This is a genomic window from Tenacibaculum sp. SG-28, assembly GCF_002954385.1.
GTDB lineage: Bacteria > Bacteroidota > Bacteroidia > Flavobacteriales > Flavobacteriaceae > Polaribacter.
This window is the reverse complement of sequence record NZ_MQVY01000002.1, coordinates 540,573-566,178: the sequence shown is the minus strand read 5'-3', so window position 1 is coordinate 566,178 and position 25,606 is coordinate 540,573. Positions and strand designations below refer to the sequence as shown.

At 33.5% G+C, this 25,606-nt stretch carries 26 protein-coding genes; 12 read left to right on the top strand and 14 right to left on the bottom strand.

Annotated elements, in window-relative coordinates; genetic code table 11:
- Positions 1 to 33: 33 nt before the first annotated feature.
- The 10 genes from BSU00_RS07480 to BSU00_RS07430 all read right to left on the bottom strand — a co-directional run bounded on the left by BSU00_RS07480 (position 34) and on the right by BSU00_RS07430 (position 11,596).
- Positions 34 to 579 (bottom strand): pyridoxamine 5'-phosphate oxidase family protein, encoded by a 546-nt coding sequence (locus BSU00_RS07480; RefSeq protein WP_105003798.1) that lies wholly within the window; start codon positions 577 to 579, stop codon positions 34 to 36.
- 2 nt (positions 580 to 581) lie between these two features.
- Entirely contained in the window at positions 582 to 1,259 is a 678-nt protein-coding gene (locus BSU00_RS07475) for a LytTR family DNA-binding domain-containing protein (protein ID WP_105003797.1), read from the bottom strand.
- Positions 1,259 to 2,014, bottom strand: coding sequence for a sensor histidine kinase (locus BSU00_RS07470; RefSeq protein ID WP_158254406.1), 756 nt, complete (start codon positions 2,012 to 2,014; stop codon positions 1,259 to 1,261). The genes BSU00_RS07475 and BSU00_RS07470 overlap by 1 nt, the downstream gene beginning before the upstream one ends.
- Positions 2,015 to 2,277: 263 nt before the next feature.
- On the bottom strand, positions 2,278 to 2,937 hold the full coding sequence (locus tag BSU00_RS07465; RefSeq protein WP_105003795.1) for a hypothetical protein: 660 nt from the start codon (positions 2,935 to 2,937) through the stop codon (positions 2,278 to 2,280).
- Positions 2,938 to 3,045: 108 nt separating this feature from the next.
- A complete protein-coding gene (gene glpK / locus BSU00_RS07460) occupies positions 3,046 to 4,527 on the bottom strand; it encodes a glycerol kinase GlpK (protein WP_105003794.1) in 1,482 nt (493 codons plus the stop codon).
- A gap of 870 nt (positions 4,528 to 5,397) precedes the next feature.
- Positions 5,398 to 6,072, bottom strand: a complete 675-nt coding sequence (locus BSU00_RS07450; RefSeq protein ID WP_105003792.1) for a response regulator — start codon at positions 6,070 to 6,072, stop codon at positions 5,398 to 5,400.
- Positions 6,065 to 7,975, bottom strand: coding sequence for a tetratricopeptide repeat-containing sensor histidine kinase (locus tag BSU00_RS07445; protein ID WP_105003791.1), 1,911 nt, complete (start codon positions 7,973 to 7,975; stop codon positions 6,065 to 6,067). The genes BSU00_RS07450 and BSU00_RS07445 overlap by 8 nt, the downstream gene beginning before the upstream one ends.
- Positions 7,976 to 8,318: 343 nt before the next feature.
- Positions 8,319 to 9,965: a glycerol-3-phosphate dehydrogenase/oxidase gene (locus tag BSU00_RS07440; RefSeq protein WP_105003790.1), complete on the bottom strand. Its 1,647-nt coding sequence runs from the start codon at positions 9,963 to 9,965 to the stop codon at positions 8,319 to 8,321.
- Positions 9,966 to 10,066: 101 nt separating this feature from the next.
- A complete protein-coding gene (locus tag BSU00_RS07435) occupies positions 10,067 to 10,516 on the bottom strand; it encodes a YHS domain-containing (seleno)protein (RefSeq protein ID WP_105003789.1) in 450 nt (149 codons plus the stop codon).
- A gap of 105 nt (positions 10,517 to 10,621) precedes the next feature.
- Complete coding sequence (locus tag BSU00_RS07430) at positions 10,622 to 11,596, bottom strand: acyl transferase (RefSeq protein WP_105003788.1); 975 nt, start codon at positions 11,594 to 11,596, stop codon at positions 10,622 to 10,624.
- Positions 11,597 to 11,739: 143 nt separating this feature from the next.
- Between BSU00_RS07430 and BSU00_RS07425 the strand changes: the two genes are divergently transcribed.
- From BSU00_RS07425 to BSU00_RS07405, 5 genes are all read left to right on the top strand, one after another.
- A complete protein-coding gene (locus tag BSU00_RS07425) occupies positions 11,740 to 12,021 on the top strand; it encodes a DUF4377 domain-containing protein (RefSeq protein WP_158254405.1) in 282 nt (93 codons plus the stop codon).
- A gap of 188 nt (positions 12,022 to 12,209) precedes the next feature.
- Positions 12,210 to 12,761 carry an RNA polymerase sigma factor gene (locus tag BSU00_RS07420; RefSeq protein WP_105003786.1) on the top strand — a complete coding sequence of 184 codons (552 nt, stop codon included), beginning with the start codon at positions 12,210 to 12,212 and terminating at the stop codon, positions 12,759 to 12,761.
- Positions 12,751 to 13,422, top strand: coding sequence for a hypothetical protein (locus tag BSU00_RS07415; protein WP_105003785.1), 672 nt, complete (start codon positions 12,751 to 12,753; stop codon positions 13,420 to 13,422). Before BSU00_RS07420 ends, BSU00_RS07415 begins: the two co-directional genes overlap by 11 nt.
- On the top strand, positions 13,359 to 14,063 hold the full coding sequence (locus BSU00_RS07410) for a hypothetical protein (RefSeq protein WP_146104820.1): 705 nt from the start codon (positions 13,359 to 13,361) through the stop codon (positions 14,061 to 14,063). The genes BSU00_RS07415 and BSU00_RS07410 overlap by 64 nt, the downstream gene beginning before the upstream one ends.
- Positions 14,064 to 14,075: 12 nt before the next feature.
- Complete coding sequence (locus tag BSU00_RS07405; protein WP_105003783.1) at positions 14,076 to 14,474, top strand: hypothetical protein; 399 nt, start codon at positions 14,076 to 14,078, stop codon at positions 14,472 to 14,474.
- Between the two features lie 176 nt (positions 14,475 to 14,650).
- Here the strand turns inward: BSU00_RS07405 and BSU00_RS07400 are convergent, their stop codons facing one another.
- Together BSU00_RS07400 and BSU00_RS12910 are read right to left on the bottom strand one after the other, a co-directional pair.
- Positions 14,651 to 15,322, bottom strand: coding sequence for a 3'-5' exonuclease (locus BSU00_RS07400; protein ID WP_369820290.1), 672 nt, complete (start codon positions 15,320 to 15,322; stop codon positions 14,651 to 14,653).
- Positions 15,323 to 15,457: 135 nt separating this feature from the next.
- Positions 15,458 to 15,607, bottom strand: a complete 150-nt coding sequence (locus tag BSU00_RS12910) for a hypothetical protein (protein ID WP_158254404.1) — start codon at positions 15,605 to 15,607, stop codon at positions 15,458 to 15,460.
- A 256-nt stretch (positions 15,608 to 15,863) separates the two neighbouring features.
- Between BSU00_RS12910 and BSU00_RS07395 the strand changes: the two genes are divergently transcribed.
- Together BSU00_RS07395 and BSU00_RS07390 are read left to right on the top strand one after the other, a co-directional pair.
- Positions 15,864 to 16,562 (top strand): response regulator transcription factor, encoded by a 699-nt coding sequence (locus BSU00_RS07395; RefSeq protein WP_105003782.1) that lies wholly within the window; start codon positions 15,864 to 15,866, stop codon positions 16,560 to 16,562.
- Positions 16,563 to 16,677: 115 nt separating this feature from the next.
- The gene (locus BSU00_RS07390; RefSeq protein ID WP_369820303.1) at positions 16,678 to 17,724 is read left to right on the top strand and encodes a sensor histidine kinase; all 1,047 of its coding nucleotides are present in this window, start codon (positions 16,678 to 16,680) and stop codon (positions 17,722 to 17,724) included.
- A 6-nt stretch (positions 17,725 to 17,730) separates the two neighbouring features.
- On the opposite strand, the gene BSU00_RS07385 is transcribed toward BSU00_RS07390, so the two are convergent.
- Positions 17,731 to 19,935: a patatin-like phospholipase family protein gene (locus tag BSU00_RS07385; RefSeq protein ID WP_105003780.1), complete on the bottom strand. Its 2,205-nt coding sequence runs from the start codon at positions 19,933 to 19,935 to the stop codon at positions 17,731 to 17,733.
- A gap of 2 nt (positions 19,936 to 19,937) precedes the next feature.
- On the bottom strand, positions 19,938 to 21,728 hold the full coding sequence (gene uvrC / locus BSU00_RS07380; protein ID WP_105003779.1) for an excinuclease ABC subunit UvrC: 1,791 nt from the start codon (positions 21,726 to 21,728) through the stop codon (positions 19,938 to 19,940).
- A gap of 72 nt (positions 21,729 to 21,800) precedes the next feature.
- Here uvrC and BSU00_RS13325 point away from each other — a divergent pair, with 72 nt between their 5' ends.
- The 5 genes from BSU00_RS13325 to BSU00_RS07365 all read left to right on the top strand — a co-directional run bounded on the left by BSU00_RS13325 (position 21,801) and on the right by BSU00_RS07365 (position 25,606).
- A complete protein-coding gene (locus BSU00_RS13325) occupies positions 21,801 to 22,250 on the top strand; it encodes a hypothetical protein (protein WP_233188644.1) in 450 nt (149 codons plus the stop codon).
- A complete protein-coding gene (locus tag BSU00_RS13320) occupies positions 22,228 to 22,968 on the top strand; it encodes a hypothetical protein (protein ID WP_233188643.1) in 741 nt (246 codons plus the stop codon). The genes BSU00_RS13325 and BSU00_RS13320 overlap by 23 nt, the downstream gene beginning before the upstream one ends.
- A complete protein-coding gene (locus BSU00_RS13315; protein ID WP_233188642.1) occupies positions 22,959 to 23,567 on the top strand; it encodes a hypothetical protein in 609 nt (202 codons plus the stop codon). Before BSU00_RS13320 ends, BSU00_RS13315 begins: the two co-directional genes overlap by 10 nt.
- Positions 23,568 to 23,640: 73 nt before the next feature.
- Positions 23,641 to 24,633, top strand: a complete 993-nt coding sequence (moaA, locus tag BSU00_RS07370) for a GTP 3',8-cyclase MoaA (RefSeq protein ID WP_105003778.1) — start codon at positions 23,641 to 23,643, stop codon at positions 24,631 to 24,633.
- A 40-nt stretch (positions 24,634 to 24,673) separates the two neighbouring features.
- The gene (locus BSU00_RS07365) at positions 24,674 to 25,606 is read left to right on the top strand and encodes a molybdopterin molybdotransferase MoeA (protein ID WP_233188641.1); all 933 of its coding nucleotides are present in this window, start codon (positions 24,674 to 24,676) and stop codon (positions 25,604 to 25,606) included.

Here is a 25,606-nt window from a genome sequence, read left to right as displayed (position 1 = left end):
ATAATTTTTCCATTTAAAAGCGTAGTGTGAGAATTATTGTTGGTTCTGTTTCGTTTTCAAACCATCAATACTAACTTGGTTCTTTTCTTCCCAATACGCAGCAATACCATCTTTACCAATACCTTCAGCCCATTCATTTAATTCGGTTCGCTCTCCTTGGTACTCGTAAAATGGAAGTGACATACCACAAGAAGTTTGAATGGTATCCAAATCAACTATAAAAATTTGCCTGGTTCCGGGTAATTTGGGGAATAATTCAATGTAGGATTCCCAATCGGTATCTTCTTCTTGAATTTCCATGGCTGTTCCGTATAATCGCAAAATATTTGGCGCTCCTTGAAAAGCACAAAACATGATAGTTATTCTATTGTTTTCTAAAATATGAGCAGAAGTTTCGTTACCACTACCTGTAACGCTCAACCAAGCTACCTTGGTGTCTGAAAGTATTCGAAAAGTATCCATTCCTTTAGGCGATAGGTTGATACGACCTTTTGTTGGAGCGGTTGCAACGAAAAACATTTTTTGTTCGGTGATAAACCTTTTAATTCTAGTAGATAATTCTTTATAAAACTTTGCCATTGTTATATGTTTAATAGGTTAATGAAGTCTGTTTTATATTTTAGACCTATGGGAATTACAGTCGAAGCGATTCGGATTTGATTACCTTCAATATAATCCATTTTTTCCCTCTGAATTATATACGATTTATGCACTTGAATAAACATATCTTTGGGAAGTAATTCGAATACTTTAGTTAGTGTTTTGTAACACAATAACGATTTTTCCTCTGTGTGAACTTTTATATAATCGCCCTGTGCTTCGATAAATAAAATACTATCTATTTTAACTTGGTATATTTTTTTATCCGATTTTAGGGAAATGAATGTTTGATCTGGGCTAATTTTAATTTGTTCTTTTGCCTTTAAAACAGCTTGTAAAAAACGTGCAAACGAAAACGGTTTTAAAAGATAATCTATAGCGGCTAAATCAAAACCCTCCATTGCATGTTCAGCATAAGCAGTTGTAAAAATTACTGGAGGTGGGTTCACCAACATTTTATAAAACTCCATTCCAGATACATTAGGCATGTTAATATCTAAAAATAAAAGATCAACCGCCGTATTATTTAAAAGCTTCAATGCCTCAACGCCATCATTACAAATGCCCTTAAGTTGTAAAAATTCCACTTTATCAATAAAATGTAATAGAACGTTTTGAGAAGATGGTTCATCATCAATTATAACACATTGGATACGCATTAGTTTAAGTTAATTTTTAAGGACACACTATAAATTTCTTTGTTTATTTGCTTTTGAAATTCATACTGATCAGGATATATAATTTCTAAATTCTTTTTGACGTTGGCAATACCCACCCCACCATATACTTTTTTTGTAAAGGTATTGTTTTTATCAAACTTATTTTCAATGTAAAAATGAACAAGCCTTTTTTTCTTTGTTAGCACAATTTTAATGAAAGGGTTCTCTATAGACGACATTAATCCGTGTTTAAAGCTATTTTCTACTAGGGGAAGAAAAAGCATAGGGTGTATGGAGGAGTCCTCGTCTAAAAATGTTTCAAATAAAATATTTTCTTTCTTGCTGTGTCTATTTTTTTCAAAGGCAATATAATTTTTAATTAATTCTATCTCTTTTGAGATTAAAGTTAATCGATCTGTGTCATAAATAACATATCTTAAAATATCAGATAACTGCAAAACAGCATCACTTACTTGTTGATTTTTACCAATGGATAAAGAATAAATTACATTTAGAGAATTAAATAAAAAATGAGGATTTATTTGAGATTTTAATGCCTGCAATCGCTGTTCTATGTGTTCTTTTTCATAGTGATTGTGCAGCACCCAATCTTGTACTAGTTTAATGGATAAAGCAAAAAATGATATGGAAAAAAAAATTAAAAAATTCTGTTGGAGAGAGTAATTAGAAATAAAGTAATAATCAGGAAATAAGAAATCAATACTATTTTCTAGATACTGAGTATTCAGAAACATAAAAAAACCAAATACTAAAAAATGATATAAACCAAAACGAAAATAATATTGCTTTTTAAAAAATTTCGGAACTAAAAAATATACACTGATTGCAACAGGTATTCCTAAGGAAACCAAATAGCTTAAACTATAAATAATATCAATTTTCCGCAGAGGGAAATTGATGAATAATACAAAGTTTCCCAAACATAAAAATATCCATAGTATAACATTAAATACCCATGTATTTTTCTTTCGTTTGAATGTATATGGGGTAGCTAACATTATTTCTCTTTAGATAACGTAAATTTAACCGAAGTTTTCCATTTATCTGTGCCTTCTGATGCCATGTACTTCTTTATAAATTTTTGGAGGTCTTTAGAGCTTGCTGTTAGCAAGAAATCTTCCTCTAACAATCCGGTTTTTTGATGTTTGATATTAATTTTATTTTCCTGAAAGAGGGTTCTCATTACATCTTCGTCAAACCATTGTATAGAAACCTCTGCTTTATCATTAAAATCTAACTTCACTAAAGAATGTGCAAATACTATATGGTATGACACCAACTTAAGAAGATTATCGTTTATTGTTTCAATAGGAAAAAAATCTAAAAAATACTGACCATCTATCCAAAAAGGAGTAGCTATGAAATAAGATTCCAGATCGGTATTTTGTTTTTTATGAGTAATCAAATAGGAATCAGAATACTTTTGCAATGCCAATTCATCCATCGAATCTATTGTAGTACTATCAGGTTTTTTTACCAATACATCTTTTGCGGAAGTTATAATCCACGAATGACCTTCTTCGTCGTTCCAGGTTCCTAAAAAATCCTCTGTGTATCGTATGCTATCCTTGGTATAAAATGGAAGTAAAGAACGAACAATACAAGAATTTAAAAAAACAGAGATTACTATTACTGTAAAAATGTGTTTACTTTTCATATTAAGTATATTTATATTATGAAAACAAAAGAATTAAAGGGGCTAAAAAAAAACAATTTTTTTCGATAACATCAACTATTTTCTCGGTCAAATTGTTTCCTACTGTTTCTACATCCAGTCTTTGGTTCGCTCTACTGCCTTTTTCCATTTGGCATACAATCGATCTCTTTTCTCTTCTGAACAATTAGGAATGAAATCGCGATGTCCCTGAACTTTTTTATAAATGGTTTCTTGGCTCCAAATACCAACAGCTATTCCGGCCAAATAAGCAGCACCCATTGCTGTAGTTTCTGTTAGTTCAGGACGTTCTACTTGCACGTTTAAAAGATCTGCTTGAAACTGCATTAAAGTGTCGTTAGCAGAAGCTCCTCCGTCTACTTTTAGAACTTTTAAGGATAGATTACTATCTCTCTCCATTACCTTTAATACATCTTTAGTTTGATAGGCTAAAGATTCTAAGGTGGCTTTAATTAAGTGATTTTTCCCTGTATCTCTGGTAAGCCCAAACACCGCTCCTCTTGCATACATATCCCAATATGGCGCACCGAGACCTGCAAAAGCAGGAACCACATAAACAGGATTCTCTCCAGCTACTTTATTAGCAAAAAGTTCACTTTCCTCTGCAGTGTCAATAATTTGTAAACCATCCCGTAGCCACTGTATAGCAGCTCCCGCTACAAAAACACTTCCCTCTAAAGCATAAAAAACTTTAGAATCTATTCCCCACGCAATCGTCGTTAAAAGACCATTTTTAGAATACTGCATGTTTTCTCCGGTATTAAGTAACATAAAGCATCCTGTGCCATAGGTATTTTTAGCCTCTCCTTTGTAAAAACACGCTTGTCCGAATAATGCGGCTTGTTGGTCACCTGCCATACCGGCAATAGGAATAGAAATTCCGTCAAAATTGTATGTGCCGAAATTATACGAAGACGGATATACCTTTGGAAGCATGCTTTCTGGAATATTTAACGCATTGAGCAACGTTTTGTCCCAACATAAGTTTTTTATATCAAATAACATGGTTCTAGAAGCATTACTGTAATCGGTAGCATGAACTTTTCCATCGGTTAAATTCCACAACAACCAAGTATCGATAGTACCAAACAAAAGATCTCCTTTTGTTGCCTTTTCATGTGCACCAGTTACATTATTCAAGATCCAATGGATTTTAGTAGCAGAAAAATAGCTGTCAATTACCAAACCAGTGCGTTGCTTCACGTAATCTTGTAACCCTTGTTGTTTTAGTTTTTCACAGACAGCAACTGTTCGAATATCTTGCCAAACAATAGCATTGTAAATAGGTTTCCCCGTATTTTTATCCCAAACTACGGTTGTTTCTCTTTGGTTAGAAATCCCTACACCAACTATAGCCGATGGATCTATGTTGTGTTTATAGACCACACTTTTAAATGTTTCGAGTTGCGTTTCTAGGATTTCCATAGGATTGTGTTCCACCCACCCTGACTGCGGAAAAATTTGCTTGAACTCCTTTTGCTGCATTCCTACAAACGCTCCGGAATCATCAATAACGACAGCTCTTGAACTCGTTGTACCCTGATCTAATGCTACAATATATTTTTCTGCCATTACCTATGAATTTACAAAAAGCAATTTACATAATTAAAGTGCAATTTTTAAATTTCCATTAAAAAGGATTTACCGAGAAATAAGTACAAAACAAAAACCTCCTAGAAATTAATCCAGAAGGTTTTCTTTCCCCTTAAATTTCGTACTCATTATGAATAAGATACAGTGCAAATATACCATCGCCTTTTGGTATGTAATAGAGGATGTCTGCACAAATAAGTGTAGATTTCCGTAGATAGGTAAGTTATGCGTATAAAATAAAAAGCCCCTTAGGTTTAAGCATAAAAAAACCTTTATAATTAAACATTATAAAGGTAATAAGTATCGCTACTCTTTTTTCACTTGAATTTGTCCCTTACTAAATTCACTCTAATGTACCCTTAAAATAGGAATTATAAAAAAGGGTTTTTCCCCTTTAAAACAGAAAGCTTCATTTTTTTAAAATACCTCATGTAATGAGCGTTTTCTAGCGCCATTATAAATACAATATTATAAAAATGATAAGACCTTCTAGTGCTTCACTAGAAGGTCTTTTCCCCTTAAAATTATATATACTCTCATTATCATGAGTTAAATACTTAATGACAAACATCGTGCCAAAAAGCATTATTTAAAAAATAGTACAGAATAATAACCACTACATACAGATTGCAAGTTCCGAATTGCACAGAATCAGCGTTGTATTCGAAAATAAATATGCTTCTGACAAAAAAGCTTTCAAAATAATTATTTTGAAAGCTTTTTTAATTCTCTTTTTCTTCTTTTCAATAGAAATTCATCATATGTATTACATGGGAACAAATCTAAGTGCAACTTTACTTCTAAAAAAGGGGAAAACCGAAGTTAGAACTGCAAAAATCCGTGACTAGTTTAATCTAGAATTCCTAACTCTTTGGCTTTTAAAACTAAATCTGTGTTGTTGTTGGCATTCAAATCGGTTCTTAACTTTGCTAGTTTACTTTCAATAGCTCGTATTTTTAGTAAGTTACCATCGGGCTTTTTGATTACACCCTCCAAATTAGCAATTTTTGTATGCTTTGGCAGTTCTTTTAAAATTTGAATCGCTACCTCATCCATTTGAATTTCCACCAAGGTTCTTTTCAGGAGTTTGTTGTGAATTTCATGCGAATAATATGGTTTGTCTGCCAGCATTCGTTCTATAGCAAAAGTCAATTCGGTAGTGTTGATCGATCCTTTGAGTAAATAGGATAAAGGGTTTAGATTTCGAATGACATTGAACACTCTATTGGTTTCCGAGTGACCGGTGATAACACCTATTTTAATTGGAATTTCTTCCTTTTGTAAGGCTTTAATTAAGCTTTCTCCTCCATCTATGGTTTCGTTTGTAGAACCATCAAAACTTAAGTCTGTGAATACAATATCAAAAGGAATCGTCGGTAAAGAAGATTTTATCGAACTAAAAGCACTATCGCAAGAGTTGGTACTCTCTATATGCAAATTATCAAAATCTTTTAAGTAAGAACAGATACCTTCTATAATAAGTTGGTGATCGTCTACCAATAATATTTTTATCTTTTTAGACATTTATAGGTATTTCAACATTGGTTTGCGTTCCTTGGTTTACCCTACTCTGAATAACAAAGTTTCCATTTAACTCCTCTACACGTTCTTGTAGATTTTGCAAACCAATTCCTTTTTTCTGTGTATCGGTATCAAAACCAACGCCATTATCTGTAATAGTCAAATGTACATCTTTTTTAACAATTGCTAAAGTTATCGTAATTTGCGATGCTTGTGCATGTTTTTTACTATTTTGAATACTCTCGCGCATACAGAGGTATAATAGTCTTTTAATGGCTGCATCTATAGTAGACCAATCACACTCGTGAATACCGCGAATGATAATTTTAAAGTTGGGCTCAAAATAATCGGTAACCAAATTAACCACCTGTTCTTTAAAGGTTACTTTTGTAAAACTAACACTACTTAATTGATGCGAAAGGTTACGAACGTTTTCCTTAACCGTATCCAATCGTTGTGCTTCTTGCACCAATGCAGATTTCTCTAGCTTGCGATGCAATACCCGAAGGTCTCCTGCCACTTCATCGTGTAACGATTTGGCAATTTGTTGTCTTTCTTGTTCTCTTGCCTGTGCTTTTTGCAATTGGGCCTGAAAAACCAATTTTCTCTTGCGATTGAGGAATACTAAAATACTTACTCCTATCCCTAAAAAACCAATTACCGCTGCCAGCCAACCTATCAATTTTTGTTGTTTGTGGCGCAGGATTTCTTGTTGTTTGAAAGTGTTCTCTGCTTTTAATGCTTGATTTTCTTTTTCTTGTTTCTCGGTGTTGTATTTTACTCTGGCAAACTGGTTTTTGGTTAATCGCTCTTTTTTTAAAATGCTATCGTTTAGCTTTAAATATTTACCCATATATTCTTTAGCCGTTTCTCCAGTTGTATACTGAGAGAGATAGGCGAGAGCTTGTAAGGTTCTTTTATTAAAATTGGTTTTTTGGGCAAGTTCTAGTGCTTTATAGATGTATTGTATCCCTTCTTTTGTTTCCTTTTGAAGCACTATTTTACACCTAGCAATATTCAAATAGGTAGTGCTTAAGCTTCTTAGGTTATTTTGTTTTTTGTAAATGTTCACTACCGAATTATACCCCTCAAGCACTTCCTTTGCCGGATAGTCGAGGTAATATTTACATATGGTCACATTCTCTAGTAGCATGGGATATATCGAAGAATGCTTTTGAGCTATACTATCCATAGCCAAGCCCTGTTGGAAAAACCGAAGTGCTTTTTCATGGTTTTTGTTTCTTCGGTACATTATTCCAATATTATTTTGTAAAAATAGGTATGCCCTTTCTCTATAGTGAGTATTTGTTATGTGTTGGTTTACAGATAAAGCTTTATCAAAATTAGATTTCGCATCTTTAAATTGACCGAGCTGATTACAAACAGCACCTAAACCCGTGTAAGCACTTTCTATATACCTGTAAGCCTTTATAGGCTCAAGGTATCTTAAGGCCTCGGTATAGCTAATCTCACTACCTATCAAATCTAGAGCTTGTTTTTCTAGAATACCAATGGTTAGCAACCGCCTCCCAGCTGCCAGAGAATCACCGAGAATACTGGAAATATTTTTTGATTGGCGATAGTAAAAAAATGCACTATCTTTTTGGTATAAAATCCTGTAATACTTTGCTTTTTGAAAATAATAATTGGCTAAAATCAAAGAGTCGTTTGTTTGTTCAAACCTTTGCTTTAATTCATCTACTACCAATTTAAGGGTAATGGTATCCTTTTTTCGCGATGCAAGACCTCCGCGCTTTTTTAATTGTGCAAAGGTTAAGCTATCTAGGTGGGAAGGGTGCTGTTTTTGTTGTATTATATATTCGGCACCAATATTGAAGGTGTTTTTATGTAACTTTTGATTAAAACCCGTAATAGCTAGTAGTAAAATAAAAAACAAGGGATTCATTGGGTAGCGGAACAGATAAATACAAAATTAAAAGATACGAATATACTAAAAAAAGGATTTTTAAGGATGTAACTAGTATATCTATAAAAGACAACTAATTAAAATTAGTTGTCTTTTTAAAATTGTCTTTGAAAATAACTTTAATCTTTAGTTATCTCCGTCATTTTGCCCTGTGTCACCATCCGATTCATTTTCAATGTCACTGCCACCTCCTAGTTGGTAGGCATACTTTTGTTCTAAGTTAGTACTTTTCATAATTAAAATTTTAGTTTTTATAAAAATACGCTTTCCTCCAAAAAAACAAAATATTTTAAAGCTTTTTTAAAGTGTTATAGAAAAGACCTTAATTAAAGGTAATTGCATTGCAGATTTGTTTGTCTAGTATGCTTTTATGTTTTAATCTCGTGCTACTGTTCCAATCAAAAATCTTTGTAAACACGTCCAATACAAATTCTTTATGGGTGATTACCTGAGGCATGTTAAAAAACAGCTTACCAGTTCTTCGTTGCAAAAAATCTACTGGTGTGCATGCCATTTCATATTCTGTGCTGTACCATAGCTCTGCATGCAATAAACGTTGCTCTTGGTTGGAGTTAGTAAGAAGTGCATATTTATCTAATATTACAGAGCACTGTTTACCGTAATTATGTACTAAATACTCCGAATCTTGCTCGGAAAAGCCGAATTCTCGTATTTTGGTATATACCTCTTTAGCAAAAGTGGTAACCTCGTAATAATTAGAAAAAGCGCCTCCTGTTAACGAAATATTCGCTGTTTGAATACTATCAAATTGCTGGTCAAAGCGTTTGTACATTTTTTTTGCTACCAAATCTACCACGCGTTCGGACATTTTCCTGTAGCCAGTTAACTTTCCTCCGGCAATGGAAATAAGTTCTGTATCGGAAACAAAAATTTCATCTTTTCTAGATAGTTCGGAAGGAGACTTCCCTTCTGCATGAATTAAAGGCCTAAGCCCTGCCCAAGAAGAAGTAACATCTTCTATTGTTAAAGACACCTTTGGAAACATTGCATTCACCGATTCTAAGAGATACAAGGCATCTACCATTGCTACAGTTATAGAATTTTTATCTTTTTGGTAATTGGTATCAGTTGTGCCAAAATACGTTACGTTTCCTCTAGGAATTGCAAACATCATACGACCGTCTGGAACATCAAAATAAACAGATTGTTGTACCGGAAATTTTTCATGGGGAACCACCAAATGCACCCCTTTGGTTAAGTGCAAGCGTTTGCCGATTGTAGGGTGGTTTAGTTGTCGTAAATCATCTACCCAAGGCCCTGCAGCATTCACTACATATTTACTTTTTATGGTATACTCTTTTTGGTCAAAATTATCCTTTACGGTTACCCCTGAAACACGGATATTTTCGTATGTAAAGCCGATAGCTTCTGTATAATTCAAAATAGAAGCAGCATACATTCTTGCGGTTTTTATAATTTCAAGGGTTAATCGAGCATCGTCTGTTCTGTATTCTGCATAATAACCAGCTCCGTGCAATATTTGCTCCGGAAGCAACGGCTCTTTCTGTAATGCTTCCTGTTTGTTAAGCATGACGCGTTTATCATCACCTTCTACAGCTGCCAGAATATCGTAAATTTTTAAACCAATGGAGGTCAACCAAGTGCCATAGGTGCCGTTTTCAATTAAGGGAAGCAGCATTTTTTCTGGTACTACCAAATGAGGCGCTAGCTGGTGCACAATGGCGCGTTCTGTTCCTACTTCTTTTACCAGCCAAAAATCAAACTGTTTTAAATAGCGCAAACCTCCATGTACTAATTTTGTAGATTTACTGCTAGTACCCGAAGCAAAATCATCTTTTTCTACGAGTGCAACTTTCATTCCTCTAGAGGCAGCATCCAAAGCAATACCAGCTCCGGTAATTCCACCCCCAATAATGAGTAGGTCAAATTCGGTATGCTCTAGTTCTTTTTGAATGGTAGCGCGGTCAAAATAGGAAAAGCTTTGCATAGAATTCTTTTTTCCTAACAAAAATAAGAAATAAAACCTCTCGGTTAGCGAGGATAAATCGCTCTATTAAAGCGTAGAAGAAGAAATATCTTATAAAAACTCTATTGGATAAATTTTAACTGCTTCCAGTTTGCATCTGCTTGCCTTTGGTATTGAAGCACATCTCCAGCAAGCCAATCGTTTAAAGTGTTCGAAAACCAAGCGTTGTAAAATAGATATAATTTACCAGCTCTAATTTCGTAGGTTTCCGGATCAATTTTCATCTTAATTTTTTTAACGGCAATTGCATAGGCACAATACCCGCCGTATTGTGGTAAGTATGCTGTAGGGTTTTTCAGAAATAATCGTAAATTCTCTTGCGAAGAAAATTGCAATGGGATACCGTTGTAGTTGTAGGTATATTGGCTACTTCCTTTTACTGGCTTTTGCGCTGTAAAATAAGAAACTAAGTCGTAGCCATTTGCCAAAAACCCGTTTTTTATATTATAGTCTAAGGTCTGGGCTTGAAGTGACGTTAGAAAAAACAAGAAAAAGATACTGTAGTATTTCATATAAACTGCATTGCTTTTAATGGAAGGCTTGCTTACAAGATTTAGATGTTTTTCAATGTTTAAAATTACGGAATTTTAAAGAAAGTAAAAGCAGTAATTCTATTGTTACAAAACCATCAGATTACATCCTCGAATATCAGAATTGTCGAACCTACCGATAATTTCAAAACTTGCATCCGAATATACTTTACCTAAATCTTGGGTAGCAATAAACGAACACGAATTGTAGTTAGCAAGATCTATTATATTTATACCACCAGATTTTCCTGTTTGCAACAATGTTAATGGATCTTCGGTATCTCTTACAAAAACTCGCATCCAAGCAGGACATTTAAAAATTCCTTTCCCATTTGAATATGCTTGGCTTAAAAGCTCGGTCATTCCATATTCGGAATGAATGGTTGTTACCCCAAAACCTTTTTGTAAAATTTGGTGTAACTCTTGTCGAATAAGTTCTTTTCTCCTTCCCTTCATTCCACCGGTTTCCATAACAACAGTATTTTGTAAGGAAAATTCGTGTTGTTCGATTAAGTCTAGTAACGCAAAAGAGACTCCAATTAAAAGGACTTTTTTACCAGCTTGGTCTACTTCAGATAGCGTTGTGGCAAGTTCGTTTAGGTTATTCAGGTAAAAGCCACTTTCGGGATGGGAGGATTGTTCGATGAAGTCAGCAACCATGTGCACCAGAGATGAGCCCTCTCGTTCTAGGTAGTTTGGTAAAAGGGCTAAAACAACATACTCTTCTATCGGGCCATAAAATTTTGCAAAAGCTTTTCGATAACTTTGGGTATACCATGAAATGTCGGTAACAAAATGTTTACTCGTTGTGTTTCCTGTAGTGCCAGAACTTGTAAATATAATTTCGGAAAGCATTTTCGATGCTATGACTTCTCTTTGTTTAAAAAATTGAATTGGCAAAAAAGGGATTTCAGCAATTGTCGTAACCTCTGAGGGATGCTTAAATAGTAAGTCACAAAATGACCTATATACCTTATTGTTGGTGAATTGATGTCTAAATACTTCTAATGCCGCATTGGTAAACTCTTCCTCCGAATGTATGTTAAAAATAGTGTCTTGCATAATTTTTTACAAAAATAAGAGTATTTTACGCAACCTTTTTATTATTTATGCATCTTGTAAGAGAACACAAGCAAATTATTGGGTAATAAGCAATAAAAATGCAAGTGTTGGAGTTATATTTTAAATCCCCTAAACAACTCATAATGACAATTTTATTAAACAAAGTAAAAAGTATATTTAGTGAAAAAAATGCTACAAGACAATTAGTTATTACTGTAGCTTCAAGACAAGCAAAAAATAATGCTCTACAAATCAAGATGAATCGAGCTGCAACTTGGGAAGAATTCACAGGAGATATTGCTGGTTTCGATTACGTAGAAGGTTTCGAATACGAAATTATGGTTTCTAAGCACAAAAGTGCAAACCAGTTTTCTTTAGAAAGAGTTTTAACACAAACCAGAAAAAACTCTGATTTTAACTCCTAAACTGAATTTGTTTTAGGCTACTAAAAAATTTAAGAGTTCACTACATAAACTTCTAGTTAAATTATATAATATTTAGAGAAGTGTTTATGAAGCTGTCGTTAAAAACCTCAGCCAGGTAGGATATTGCTTGTAAATAAAAACGCTATACTTTAAGCAACAAATTATAATATCACCAAAAGAATAACAATATTAACTTAGAAAAACTCATACAGCAATGCAGTCTCAATAATCGCGCTGCACAGGAAAAAGTCTATCGCCTTTTTGCATCGAAACTGTTTGCTTTATGTTTAAAATATTCACCCAATTATGAAGATGCTCAAGACACCTTACAAGATAGTTTTATCGCTATTTTCAAAAAGATAAACCAATACAAAAATATAGGTTCTTTTGAAGGTTGGATAAAGAGAGTTACCATAAATACAGCATTAGAAAAATATCGAAAAAAATCCCCCTTACAACTTGTAAAAGAGGAAACCGTAGAGGAAACAGAGGAGGTAGAATATGACGATAGCTCGGTTAGCATAGATTTTTTATTGCAATGCATTCAAGAGCTACCGGATCGATACCGACTGGTGTTTAATTTATACGTTTTGGACAAATATTCCCACAATGAAATAGCCACGATGCTGGAAATATCGCCTGGGACCTCCAAATCAAATTTATCACGTGCGAAATTAATTTTAAAAGAAAAAATAGAAACTCATTTAGAAATGCAAAAGTCATGTTCTTATGAAGGATAAAAAAAACATAGACAGACTGTTTCAAGAAAAACTCAAAGATTTTGAGGCGCATCCGCCTGAAATGATTTGGAATTCAATTGAAGCTAAACTACCGAGAAAAAAAAGAAAGATAGTTCCTTTGTGGTGGTTGTATGGTGGAGCAGCTGCTTCCCTAATTATAGGACTTCTCATGACAATTACACCATCTAAAGAAAGGGAAGTATTCTTAGAAAATGAAATGGAAATGGTTACTACTCCGAGTAAAAAACAATTGGAATTGGTTGTACCTAAAAATAAAAAATTAGTTCCTTCTTTACCGATAGAAAATGTGCCTAAAGAAAATTCAATTATTGCAAAAGCGGCTCCCTATAAAAATAAAAGCCAAGTAAAAACTACTGTTGTAAAATCTAAAAAAAATACGAAGATAGAATTAGCCGCTACAGATAAACATAGTACGAATACCATTAGTAAAATAAAAACCGGAACTACATCGGAAGATGTCCAAAAGAAATTAAAGCCAAGCGAAAACCGTAGTAAAAAAGGGTTGCCAAAGAAAAATTTAATTGCAGAGAATACCAAAACAAATGTTGGTATGGAAACCGAAAACGGTAAAAATAAGTGGTCTATATCCCTGTCTTCGCCATTACGAATAGTAATAGCTTTTCGAATGCCTCTCCTCTAGACAATACCTTAAATGAGGCGAATACTTCCGGAAGAAACAATTATTCCTATGGTGTAAAATTAGCCTACCAACTCGATACGAAATGGGAGCTTCAATCGGGTGTGTTGGTACAAAATATGAACTTTCAAACTACTAATATTACCGTAAACCCAGGTGCTATAGGTACGGAAATCTTTAAAAATAAATATTTAGGGAAAACTGAAATTCCTAGAGGCTTTGTTAATATTCCTTCTGCTACTGCAGAAACACCCTTTGCTTTAGATAGTCAGTCTGCTGCAGTTCCTGCACAAATAAATGAAAGTATTAGTTTTCTTGAAATACCTGTGGAAGTTGCCTATACCTTTTTAGAGAGCAGTAAGTTTAGGTCTAAAATCGTGACTGGTTTTAGCTCCTTGATCTTACAACAAAATAACACAAATATAAATGCAGAAAATATAAGTTTTTCGACAGAAAATAAAAGTATAAATTCAATTAATTTCAGTGGAAATATTGGATTAGATTTTCAATATTCTATTAATTCACAATTTGAACTTAGTATAAACCCAATGTTTAAAGCCCAGTTAAATACTTTCTCCAAGGAGTCCGTTGAATTTGAACCGTATACCATTGGAGTATATACTGGCATTATTTATAAATTTTAAAATCTCCCTACCATGAAAAAATTACTTATACTCATCACTATGGTATGTATTATTTCTTGTTCCAGTGATGATACTAATTTTGCCCTTCACCTAGCACCAATTGAAGAAGCAGAAGTTCCGGAAAGCTTTACTTATAGATCATTAGATACCATATCTATTTCTTATAAACTCCCTAACACCAGCTACGCACTTTACGACGTAGTATACACCTATCAAGATACTGCTAGGGTTGTCGCAGTGGAGCTTATTGAAGATATAGAGCAAAACTCACAAAATGATACTATTGTAGAGCGAATAACCATACCTATTAGAGTTACGCAAAGAGAAAACTATTTGTTTAAATTTTACAAAGGTAAAGACTCCATTGGAAATAATATTTTCGAGGAAATAGAAGTTCCTGTTATCGAGTAAACCTATTCATAAGAACAAGAGGTGTCTTGTTGGATGGTTCAGGTCTGGTTTCAGAACTTCCAATACCGATTTAAGGAACGAGCTATAAAAGGGAAGGCTATCGTTCTACTAATAAATCGGTATTGTTTATTTATTATCAAACGGATTAATCTGCGCTCTAATTATATTTTTCGTTTCTAATAGAGAGACATTAGAAAATTTGAGGATAACCTGCGCAACAGCATGGTATCATTCTCGCAATAAGTCACAATTCGTTGTAAATTTTGCTCTTGATAATATACCATAGCTACCTCACTTCCGTCTATGTCTTGCTTGGGACTGGGAATATTTAAAATATGAGTTAGTAACTGTAAGGAGGTAAAGTGCTTGTAATCGCCAAACTTCCATAATTCTAAGGTATCTAAATGCGGAACTTCCCAAGGTTTTTTTCCAAACAAGTCTAACTTCTTAGGCAATTGTATTTGATGAATAATCATCCTTCTTGCGATAAAAGGAAAATCAAACTCTTTCCCATTATGAGCGCATAATAAGTACTTGGAATTGATGTGTCTATTGTCTAACAATCGCCTAAAATCTTGCAATATTTTTTCCTCATCATCTCCATAAAAAGAAATTACTTTTAACTGTCGTTGGCCTTTATTCCAAACAAATCGCGCTACGGAAATACATATAATTTTACCAAATTCTGCCCAAATCCCAGCTCTTTCGTAAAAAGCTTCTGGAGGTTCAGAATCTTTCCTTAGGTATTTTGTTTTTTTTGCATAAAGCTGTTTTTCTTTTTCACTTAAGAGGGCCCAAGATTCGTGCAAAGGAACGGTCTCAATATCTATAAATAATATATTGTTCATAGTAATTTTTGAAAGCATTTTTTTGTTTAAAAATAGCAAATAATAAATTCATAATCAAGTAGTTTAACGTTTAATATATAAAAATAGGACCTCTTAAAATAAAAGGTGTTTTATGAAAAATTATCTGTTCTAATACTATCGAATCACCAAGATATTAATTGAAACCTTGTCGTTTTCCGTTACTTTAACTAAATAAATTCCTGCTTGTACGTCAGAAATAGTACTAGTTTTGGAAAATCTTCTATCGAAAATGACTATAGTTGCTAACAAGTCAAGGAAATTCATTAGAAGTAAGAGCTATACAGATTTGTAAGAGCTACAACTTTAATGGCCAATATTTTAGGCAAAAGATATCCAAAAAATAAGCTTCAATTTTTAAAAAGTACTTGTTAAAGATTTAATTAGAGACTACATAAATCATGAAAAAACTAACATTGTTCTTAGGTTTACAAATCATTAAAAGAATGTTAAGTTAAAGGAGCTAAACCTAGATTTACTAATTAATCCTTACTTTTGAGATACCTATACCAAACACAATTGTATGAATACAAGTGATATTAAAATTTTATTAGTTGACGATGAACCAGATATTTTGGAAATTGTTGGATATAACCTAAGATCTGAAGGATATCAAGTTTTTACAGCAGAAAACGGCAACGAAGGTGTAAAAACGGCACAGAAAATAAATCCACATCTAATACTTTTAGACATTATGATGCCCAAAATGGATGGCATCGAAGCCTGTGAAAAAATTAGAAATATCAAATCTCTAGAAAATGTAATTATAGCCTTCTTAACGGCAAGAGGAGAAGATTATTCACAGGTAGCTGGATTTGATGCAGGTGCGGATGATTATATCACCAAACCAGTAAAACCTAAAGTGCTAATTAGTAAAGTGAAGTCTTTACTCAGGAGAATGAAGTCAGAAGAAAAATTAGACACGACAACAAAAATTGGCGATATTATAATTAACAGAGATGAGTACGTAGTTTTTAAAGGGGATAAAAAAATATCACTTCCAAGAAAAGAGTTCGAACTACTTTCCTTGTTAACATCTAAGCCCGGAAAAGTATTTAAAAGAGAGATTATTTTGGATAGTGTTTGGGGTAACGAGGTAGTTGTTGGTGGAAGAACTATTGATGTTCACATAAGAAAGTTAAGAGAAAAAATTGGGGATAGCTATTTTAAAACAGTAAAAGGCGTTGGTTATAAGTTCGTTTTAGAAGGATCGGATATATAATTTTAATAATGTATATGAAATACAGTAAAGTAGATTGCAAAGTGCAATCTTCTTTCATTTAAACAAGAAACAAAATTATTGGGCTAGAATAATTACATTGCCAAAGACTTAAATAATCACAATGAAAATAAAAAAAACATACACCTATGCTTTATGGTCAGCATTATACGTGACCCTAGTTTCAGCGATTTTTGCAGTATTTTATTATGTATTTTTATTTGATTCTTTGGGTGTATTTACTGTAGTAATTTTTGCTATTTCTATATTTATAATTTCATTTTTTGTGATACAGTTTAGAGCAGAGCGCTTTATATACCAAAGAATAAAGAAACTATATGAAGACATTTCTATTTTAGACATTAACGATATTAAAAAGAAAAAAGTAACCACTGATGTGGAGGCACTAACTAAGACAGTAAAAGAATACGTTGAAGGAAAAAGTGAAGAAATTACAAATCTAATGCAAAGAGATTCCTTTAGAAGGGATTTTTTGGGTAACGTTGCACACGAATTAAAAACACCTTTATTTACGGTTCAAGGTTATATTTTAACCTTGATAGAAGGTGCTGCAGAAGACAAAAAAATTCGCACGAAATATCTCGAACGTGCAAGTAAAGGGGTAGAACGATTGACTTCCATCATTAAAGATTTAGACATGATTGCTAAACTAGAGACCGATGGAATGAAAATGAATATAGAAACTTTCAATATTTTGGAGGTAATCCAGAATGTTTTTGACCTTTTCGAAATGAAAGCAAAAAAGCGAAATATCATATTGAAATTTGATAAAATATACGAATTTCCACTTTTTGTAAAAGGAGATATTGAGCGCATTGAACAAGTTCTTATTAATTTAATAGTAAACTCAATAAAGTACGGAAAGGTTGGAGGAATTACAACGGTTCGGGTCGAAAACTATAATTCCTCGAAATTTATCATCAGAGTAAGTGACAATGGGGAGGGTATCAAACAAGAACATCTATCTCGTTTGTTTGAACGATTTTATCGCGTGGATCAAAGTCGTTCAAGAGAACAAGGGGGTTCAGGGCTTGGATTATCAATTGTAAAACACATTATAGAAGCTCATAATGAAACTATTTTACTAAAAAGTAAGTTTGGAGAAGGTACTGAATTTTCTTTTACGTTAGAAAAGGCAATGTAATAGAGTTTAAAACCAAAAACCTAAATTAAACAACCAAATCCCATCGTTTGTATCTGGAGACCAAGAATATTTTAACTCTATAGGCCCTATAAATGTATCTAAACCATAGCCCAATGCATATCCAGATTTTATGTTTGTGAATAATTTTCCGTTCTTCAAAATATCGCTATCTACTCTAGCATAATTGGCTATAAATATGGCATGATGGTTTCGGTATACGTTATACCTAACATCAAATTCGGTTTTTATAAAAGATTGCTCTCGCAAAGCTCCTATTTCATAACCATAAAATCGAATAAAATTGTTAATGTAGTTTTTATTGTAGCCTCCAAGTCTAAAATCAAATATCTCAGACTCTACAGTACCCAAAGTATATCCAATGTCGGAAATGGAATGTAGAGTTAGTTTATCATAAAACGTTTTTGCTGCGCCAAATGTTCCTGTTAATTGTGAGAATTGTCGAAACTCTTTGGCGAAACTTGAAAACGAATTCAAATCTTTATCTCTATCCGACCAAAAATACCATTGGAAACCAAAATCTGCAAAAAAACCACTAGTAGGATAAACGCTTTTATCATAGGTGTCTATTTTTAAAAAAGCACCTACACTTAAATAATTACTATCGTCAAATGTGGTCTCCAGGTTGTTGGTTAAAAAAGTATCGGACACGATTTTAAGGTGCTTGTGTTGGAAATCAAATCCAAAAGCAGAAATTTCATTAAGTGTAGTTTGTAGGTATACTGCATTGGTAAAGTCCCTGTGTTTTATATTGATATCGTCAAAATTTTCATTGTCTATAAATCTAAAGGCCTCCCTAAAGTAATTATATCTTGCCTCGAAACCATAACTAGGTGCCAAACCGTTGTCTATAAAATAATTTACATCATAGCGAACTCTATCTCCAATTGCCAAATCGATAGAGAGTTCATCGTTTTTAAATAGTAAATTCTTATGTTCGTAATTAACTAGAGCTGCAGTTTCGTACAATAAATCATAATGTACCCCTAATTGAAGGAAGGTGTTTATTTTTTCTTCTTTAACTTTTAAATGCAGTACATGCCTATTGTCATAATTGGTGACGTAATAGTCAATTCTATTAAAATTATTGGTAGCTGTTAAGGCACTAATTTTGTCTGCTATCATTTTATAGGAAACATTATCATTTTGCTCCAAATGCATTTTTCCTAAAATATAGTTTTCCGTGTATTGTTGGTTTCCTTCAATAACAATACCATTTAATTTGAAAAACGTTTCTTTTCCAGAGATTAGTTTTCTCCTTTTCTTTATGGTTTGCAACCTAGCGATACTATCAAATGTTTTTTCATAAGGCTGGGCTACTATTTGGCCCTCTTCTAAAATCTTTTTCCCTTTGTTAAAAGACAATACACCATAATTTTTAATATTTGGACGTAAAGAAACATCTAATAATTCTACGTGTTTGTCTTCTTTCTCATACATCTGAAAATTAATAATCTGCAGCAATAAAGAGGCCACAGAGGTTAATTTATCACGCTTTAGAAGCTTTCCCTGCACATTTACTCCGATTATAATATCTACATCTTTCTGTAGCATTATATCCACTGGAAAATTATTAACCACCCCGCCATCTACCATTAATTTTCCATCAATCTCTACAGGGTTTAGTAGTGAGGGAAAAGCACCACTAGCTCGCATAGCCAATGGAAGTGAACCGCTTTCAACTACAACTTCTTTACCTGTTTCTATATCGGTGGTAATACAGAAAAAGGGAATAGGGAGTTTGGTAAAATCATCTACTGCATCGACCTCTGCTAAAAGAACAGTTAAAAAATTTAGAATGTTCTGACCTTTCGACAGTCCTAGAGGAAGACTAATCTTACCTTTTCTTATAGGAAGAGTAACAGCATACTTCTCTCCGACTTGTTTCATGAAAAAAGGTTTTAAATTTCGATCTACTTTATCTTGAATCAAGGACATAAAATCCACCTCTTCCATGATTTTTTCAATTTGATTAGGAGAATAGCCAGAAGCATATAAGCCCCCTATGATAGCTCCCATACTAGTACCGCCAATATAATCAACTTGTATACCGGCTTTTTCTATCTCTTTTAACACCCCAATATGGGCAAATCCTTTGGCTCCGCCACCACTTAGCACAAGTCCTACTTTGGGTTGCTCTTGGGAAACCATAAAAAACGGAAGAAATAAAAAAAATAAGAAGGTATTTTTCATGGTTATTCTTTGTGGTAATATTGGTATATTTTTTGGGCTCTTGCGTGATTTACTACTGCTTTTAATTCTTCTAAACTCGCTGCTTTAACTCGTTTTACAGATTTAAAGGTCCGCAGCAAGTTTGTAATGGTCTGTTTTCCTATGGAAGGTATCTGTTCTAATTCGGATTGTATAGCAGCCTTACTTCTTTTGTTTCTATGAAAAGTAATACCAAAGCGATGGGCTTCATTTCGTAAATACTGAATTATTTTTAAAGTCTCTGACTTTTTATCTAAATACAAAGGAACACTATCTTCTGGATAATAAATTTCTTCCAAACGCTTTGCAATACCAATGATAGCAATTTTACCTCGTAAACCCAATGCATCTAAACTTTTTAAAGAAGAAGACAATTGCCCTTTTCCTCCGTCGATAACAATGAGTTGCGGAAGTGGTTTTTCTTCTTCTAGGAGTCTTTTGTACCTCCTGTAAACAACTTCTTCCATAGAAGCAAAATCATCCGGACCCTCTACTGTTTTAATGTTGAAATGACGGTATTCTTTTTTACTTGGTTTTCCATCTCTAAAGACCACACATGCTGCTACTGGGTTACTTCCTTGTATGTTTGAGTTATCGAAACACTCTATGTGTCTGGGCTCTTTGTGCAGGCGCAAATCTTTCTGCATCTGAGCCATAATTCTCGACACATGCCGTTCAGGGTCTACTATTTTTATTTGTTTGAATTGTTCTTGACGGTAGTATTTAGCATTTCTTAAGGATAAATCGACAATTCGCTTTTTATCTCCTAGCTTCGGTACAATTACCTTTACGTCGTTTCCTAAATCGACTGCAAAAGGAACATAAATTTCCCTGGATAAAGAAGTAAACCTTCTTCTTGTTTCCACAATAAAAAGCTCTAGCAGTTCTTTATCAGATTCTTCTAATTTCTTTTTAATCTCTGTGGTGTAAGACTGCACAATTGCGCCATTCATTATTTTGAAAAAATTAGCATAACCGTGCGATTCGTCTGAAGTAATAGAAAAAACGTCTACGTTATTTATGGCTGGATTAACAATAGTAGATTTTGCTTGGTAGTGCTTTAAGGAATCCAACTTATCTTTGATTTTTTGGGCCTCTTCAAACTTCATCTCTACAGCGAAATCATGCATCATCTGGCTAAAAATAGCCAAACTCTCTTTAAAATTCCCTTTCAGTATATTTCGAATAGCTTTGATATCTTTAGTGTAATTTTCCTCCGATTGTAAACCTTCACATGCGCCTTTACAGTTTCCCAAATGATATTCTAAACATACTTTATACTTGTCGGCGTTAATTTTGACCTCCTGTAAATCATAGTTACATGTTCGCAAAGGATATAATTCCTTGATCAAGCCTAAAAGTGAACTTACTGTTTTTACATTGGTGAAGGGTCCGAAATATTCCGAACCATCTTTAATTACTCTCCTAGTAGAAAATATTCTTGGAAAACGTTCTTTTTTTATACAAATCCATGGGTAAGATTTATCATCTTTCAGTAAAACGTTATACCTCGGCTGGTATTTTTTTATCAAGTTATTTTCGAGTAATAAAGCATCCGTTTCCGTATCGACAACCACATGCTCAATACGAACTATTTTTTTTACTAAAATTCTTGTTTTGCCTTGCTCGTGATTTTTAGTAAAATAGGAAGAAACTCTCTTTTTTAAATCTTTTGCTTTACCTACATAAATTACGATATCATTCTTGTCAAAATATTGATAGACACCAGGAGAATTTGGTAGTGTTTTAACTTGAAGATCTAGAGTTGTTGGCATATTACGAAAATACAATTTTATCAAAAAAATAAAGTGAAATAGCTTATTTTTATACTTATTTATAGATATGAAATGCAGAAACCTATAGACCAATACAAATTTAATCTTGATGAACTAGAAAACGAAAAAAGAAGGCTTCGTAAAAAAATCACTGGTATTCGAACCATGCGTTTTTTCGTTTTTATTCTTGTTTCTCTGGGTATATATTTCACATTTCAGTATGAAAATTTACCCATTACACTCGGCTTTTTTGGTTTTGTTTTTTTTATAGGATTGGTGATTTTTCACCAACGTTTAAAAAGGCAATTACATCTGATTCAAACAAAAATAGCAATCAATAAAGTTGAAATTGAAGTGTTGCATGGAAATTTTACGCAACTTGATTCTGGAATAGCGTTTAAAAATTCGAAACACGCTTTTAGTAACGATATTGACTTATTTGGAAAAGGTTCTTTTTCAATACCTCAACAGAACCGTCACTACCGATGGGAAAAAGGTGTTGGCAAACCTTTTAACAAGTAATGATATTGATGCTATTGAAAAAAAACAGGACTCCATAAAAGAACTAAAAGATAAAATAGATTGGAGACAGCATTTTTCTGCATTAGAAAGTTTGCTAACGAATAAAAAAGGAAGCGCTTCTACAGTTGTATGGATGCAAAATTACCAAAGCAAACTTCCAACTTATTTGCTTCCAATTACCATTGTGTTTTCTTTGTTATCTATCGTCTTAATTGGACTACTTTTTTTGCATATAATTCCATTGCAATTGGTTTTATATTGGTTTTTCTTTGGGTTGTTTGTGACTGGGTTTAATCTTAAAAAAACACAGGAAATATACACAAATTCAAGTTCAGCAAAAGCGCTTTTCAAACAATATTATACACTATTAGAACAGATTGAAAACGAAAATTTTACTAGTGATTTACTTCAAGAAAAACAAAGAGAAATCGAAACAAAAGAAGAAAAAGCATCGGATATATTCAAAAGGTTCTCCAAAATATTAGATGCCTTTGACCAACGAAATAACATCGTAATCGCTATTCTCGGTAATGGATTATTTTTATGGGATATTACTAATGCCCTTCGCACGGAAAAATGGATAAATACTCATAAAAAACAGTCTCTCAATGGTTTGCCGTGGTTAGTTTTTTCGATGCACAAAATTCACTTGCTAATTTTGCATTCAACCACCCCGACTATAGTTATCCTAAAACTTTTGCTTCCAATATGTTGCTAAATGCCAAGGAACTAGGTCACCCATTACTAGCTCCAAATAAAAGAGTAACGAATGATTTCTGTATACAACAAGAACAATTTTTTATTGTAACGGGAGCAAATATGGCAGGAAAAAGTACGTTTTTGAGAACCATTTCACTTTCCATAATGATGGCAAATTGCGGCTTGCCAGTTTGTGCCAGTCATTTTTCTTATTCGCCAATACAATTAATAACAAGTATGCGAACATCTGATTCTTTGTCTGAGGAGACATCCTATTTTTATTCGGAACTAAAACGTCTAAAAATGATAGTAGACCAGATTGGCTCAGCACGATATTTTGTTGTTTTAGATGAAATTTTAAAAGGAACAAATAGCAAAGACAAAGCCACAGGCTCTAAAAAATTTATAGAAAAATTAAATAAGACAACTGCTACTGGTATTATTGCCACACACGACGTAAGCTTATGTACTTTAGCAGCCTCTTATGAGGCTATTGAAAACTATTATTTTGATGCAGAAATTATCGCTGATGAACTTCACTTTGATTATATTATGAAGCGAGGAGTTTGCAAAAATATGAATGCTTCGTTTTTAATGAAAAAGATGGAAATTATTTAAGGATACCCAAGCTTTTGGGTTTATTTAACAACAGCTACATACATCTATTTCTGTAAATGTGTACCTTTGTTAGATGCAGAAACTCGTAGATCGTTTTGGACGTGAAATTAATTATGTTCGCTTAGCAGTTACAGATCGGTGTAATCTTCGATGCCAATATTGCATGCCTGCACACGGAATTCCTATTGTTGCAAGAGAGGAACTCCTGACGTTCAAAGAAATGTATCGAATCGTTAGAGTACTAACAGAATTGGGGATACACAAAGTGCGTTTAACAGGCGGGGAACCCTTTGTCAGAAAAGACTTTATTTCCTTTTTAGAGATGCTTTCTTATAACGATTTATTAGAGGCCATAAACATTACCACCAATGGCGCCTTAATTAAAAAACACCTCGAAAAAATTCAAGCCCTCCCTAAAATTAAGACAATCAATTTAAGTATTGATAGCTTACATGCAGAAAAATTTAAAAAAATTACACGTAGGGATGTGTTTTCAGAAGTCTACGAAGTATTAGAGGTACTTGAGAAAAGCAATTTACACCTAAAACTGAACGTCGTGGTGCAATCTGGTTTTAATACGAATGAAATTACTGATTTTGTGAGACTAACTGCAGAGAAAAACCTGACCGTAAGGTTCATTGAGGAAATGCCATTTAATGGAAACGGGCAACGCACTATGGAGGAAGTATGGAACTTTGATAAAATTTTAAAAGAAATAGCCTCCGAATTTGAGATTAAAAAACTTGAAACACCAAAATCGTCTACCTCTAAAAATTATAAAGTTCCCGGTTTTAAAGGCGACCTTGGAATTATTCCAGCATTCACAAGAACCATTTGTAACGACTGTAATCGAATACGAATTACTGCCACAGGTTTGTTTAAAAACTGTTTGTTTGATGATGGAGTTTTCAATCTTAGAGATTTTTTAAGAAATGGCGCTAGTAACGAAGATTTGAAATCGTTATTTTTATCTCTTGTAAAGGAAAAACCAAAAAATGGATTTATTGCAGAAGCTAACAGAAAAAACGGAGCAATTTCGGAGAGCATGTCTACCATTGGAGGGTAAAACTATTTTTTATTTAACGTATAAGGTAAACTTTTAGCCAATGATCGATGTTGCAGCAGCGAAAGACATAATTTTGAAGAATACGGAAAATTTTGGTTCTGAGGAGGTTCCATTTTTAAAATCGGTAGGTAGAGTTTTAAAAGAGAATATCTATGCAGACAGACCATTTCCTCCCTTTAATAGAGTCGCTATGGATGGTGTTGCCATTGTTTATCACGAATTTAATAATGGTACTCGTGAATTTCCAATTGCAGGAATTCAGGCAGCAGGAAGCGAACAGGAAACCATGCATAATGCAGCACATTGTTATGAAGTAATGACAGGTGCGAGCTTGCCTAAAAATACAGATACTGTTGTTCGCTATGAGGACGTTGAAATAAAAAATGGGATGGCAAAAATACGGGTATCTACTATTAATAAAGGTCAAAACATCCATAAAAAAGGCACAGACCAAGAAGAAGGAAGTATTCTTATCCAACAAAATACAATTATTTCCCCAGCTGAAATAGGAATTATAGCTACGGTTGGAAAGTCTACTGTAAAAGTTGCCAAAACTCCAAAAGTAATTGTGATTTCTACTGGAAATGAGTTGGTGGAGGTCAGCGAAAAGCCACTTGACCATCAAATCAGAAGAAGCAATGTGTACACCTTAGTTTCTTTGCTAGAAAAAATAAATATACCTGCAGAAACTGCACATCTTACAGATGATAAAAAAACCTTAAAAGAAAAAATTAGGCAATACTTAGTAGACTTTGATGCCCTTCTTTTTAGCGGTGCTGTTAGTAAAGGAAAATATGACTTTTTACCCGAAGTTTTAGAGGAACTTGGCGTTCGAAAAGAATTTCACAGAGTTTCGCAACGACCGGGAAAACCTTTCTGGTTTGGTAGTACTTTAACAACTACCAAAAAAAGGAACAGACTAAAAATACTGTTGTTTTTGCTTTTCCTGGAAATCCAATTTCAACCTATGTAA

Excerpts from the sequence above, each read along its gene's own strand:
- BSU00_RS07480 (WP_105003798.1), bottom strand. The coding sequence starts at position 579 with ATGGCAAAGTTTTATAAAGAATTATCTACTAGAATTAAAAGGTTTATC.
- BSU00_RS07475 (WP_105003797.1), bottom strand. The coding sequence starts at position 1,259 with ATGCGTATCCAATGTGTTATAATTGATGATGAACCATCTTCTCAAAAC.
- BSU00_RS07470 (WP_158254406.1), bottom strand. The coding sequence starts at position 2,014 with ATGTTTCTGAATACTCAGTATCTAGAAAATAGTATTGATTTCTTATTT.
- BSU00_RS07465 (WP_105003795.1), bottom strand. The coding sequence starts at position 2,937 with ATGAAAAGTAAACACATTTTTACAGTAATAGTAATCTCTGTTTTTTTA.
- glpK (WP_105003794.1), bottom strand. The coding sequence starts at position 4,527 with ATGGCAGAAAAATATATTGTAGCATTAGATCAGGGTACAACGAGTTCA.
- BSU00_RS07450 (WP_105003792.1), bottom strand. The coding sequence starts at position 6,072 with ATGTCTAAAAAGATAAAAATATTATTGGTAGACGATCACCAACTTATT.
- BSU00_RS07445 (WP_105003791.1), bottom strand. The coding sequence starts at position 7,975 with ATGAATCCCTTGTTTTTTATTTTACTACTAGCTATTACGGGTTTTAAT.
- BSU00_RS07440 (WP_105003790.1), bottom strand. The coding sequence starts at position 9,965 with ATGCAAAGCTTTTCCTATTTTGACCGCGCTACCATTCAAAAAGAACTA.
- BSU00_RS07435 (WP_105003789.1), bottom strand. The coding sequence starts at position 10,516 with ATGAAATACTACAGTATCTTTTTCTTGTTTTTTCTAACGTCACTTCAA.
- BSU00_RS07430 (WP_105003788.1), bottom strand. The coding sequence starts at position 11,596 with ATGCAAGACACTATTTTTAACATACATTCGGAGGAAGAGTTTACCAAT.
- BSU00_RS07425 (WP_158254405.1), top strand. The coding sequence starts at position 11,740 with ATGACAATTTTATTAAACAAAGTAAAAAGTATATTTAGTGAAAAAAAT.
- BSU00_RS07415 (WP_105003785.1), top strand. The coding sequence starts at position 12,751 with ATGAAGGATAAAAAAAACATAGACAGACTGTTTCAAGAAAAACTCAAA.
- BSU00_RS07405 (WP_105003783.1), top strand. The coding sequence starts at position 14,076 with ATGAAAAAATTACTTATACTCATCACTATGGTATGTATTATTTCTTGT.
- BSU00_RS07400 (WP_369820290.1), bottom strand. The coding sequence starts at position 15,322 with ATGAACAATATATTATTTATAGATATTGAGACCGTTCCTTTGCACGAA.
- BSU00_RS12910 (WP_158254404.1), bottom strand. The coding sequence starts at position 15,607 with ATGAATTTCCTTGACTTGTTAGCAACTATAGTCATTTTCGATAGAAGA.
- BSU00_RS07395 (WP_105003782.1), top strand. The coding sequence starts at position 15,864 with ATGAATACAAGTGATATTAAAATTTTATTAGTTGACGATGAACCAGAT.
- BSU00_RS07385 (WP_105003780.1), bottom strand. The coding sequence starts at position 19,935 with ATGAAAAATACCTTCTTATTTTTTTTATTTCTTCCGTTTTTTATGGTT.
- uvrC (WP_105003779.1), bottom strand. The coding sequence starts at position 21,728 with ATGCCAACAACTCTAGATCTTCAAGTTAAAACACTACCAAATTCTCCT.
- BSU00_RS13325 (WP_233188644.1), top strand. The coding sequence starts at position 21,801 with ATGCAGAAACCTATAGACCAATACAAATTTAATCTTGATGAACTAGAA.
- BSU00_RS13315 (WP_233188642.1), top strand. The coding sequence starts at position 22,959 with ATGTTGCTAAATGCCAAGGAACTAGGTCACCCATTACTAGCTCCAAAT.
- moaA (WP_105003778.1), top strand. The coding sequence starts at position 23,641 with ATGCAGAAACTCGTAGATCGTTTTGGACGTGAAATTAATTATGTTCGC.
- BSU00_RS07365 (WP_233188641.1), top strand. The coding sequence starts at position 24,674 with ATGATCGATGTTGCAGCAGCGAAAGACATAATTTTGAAGAATACGGAA.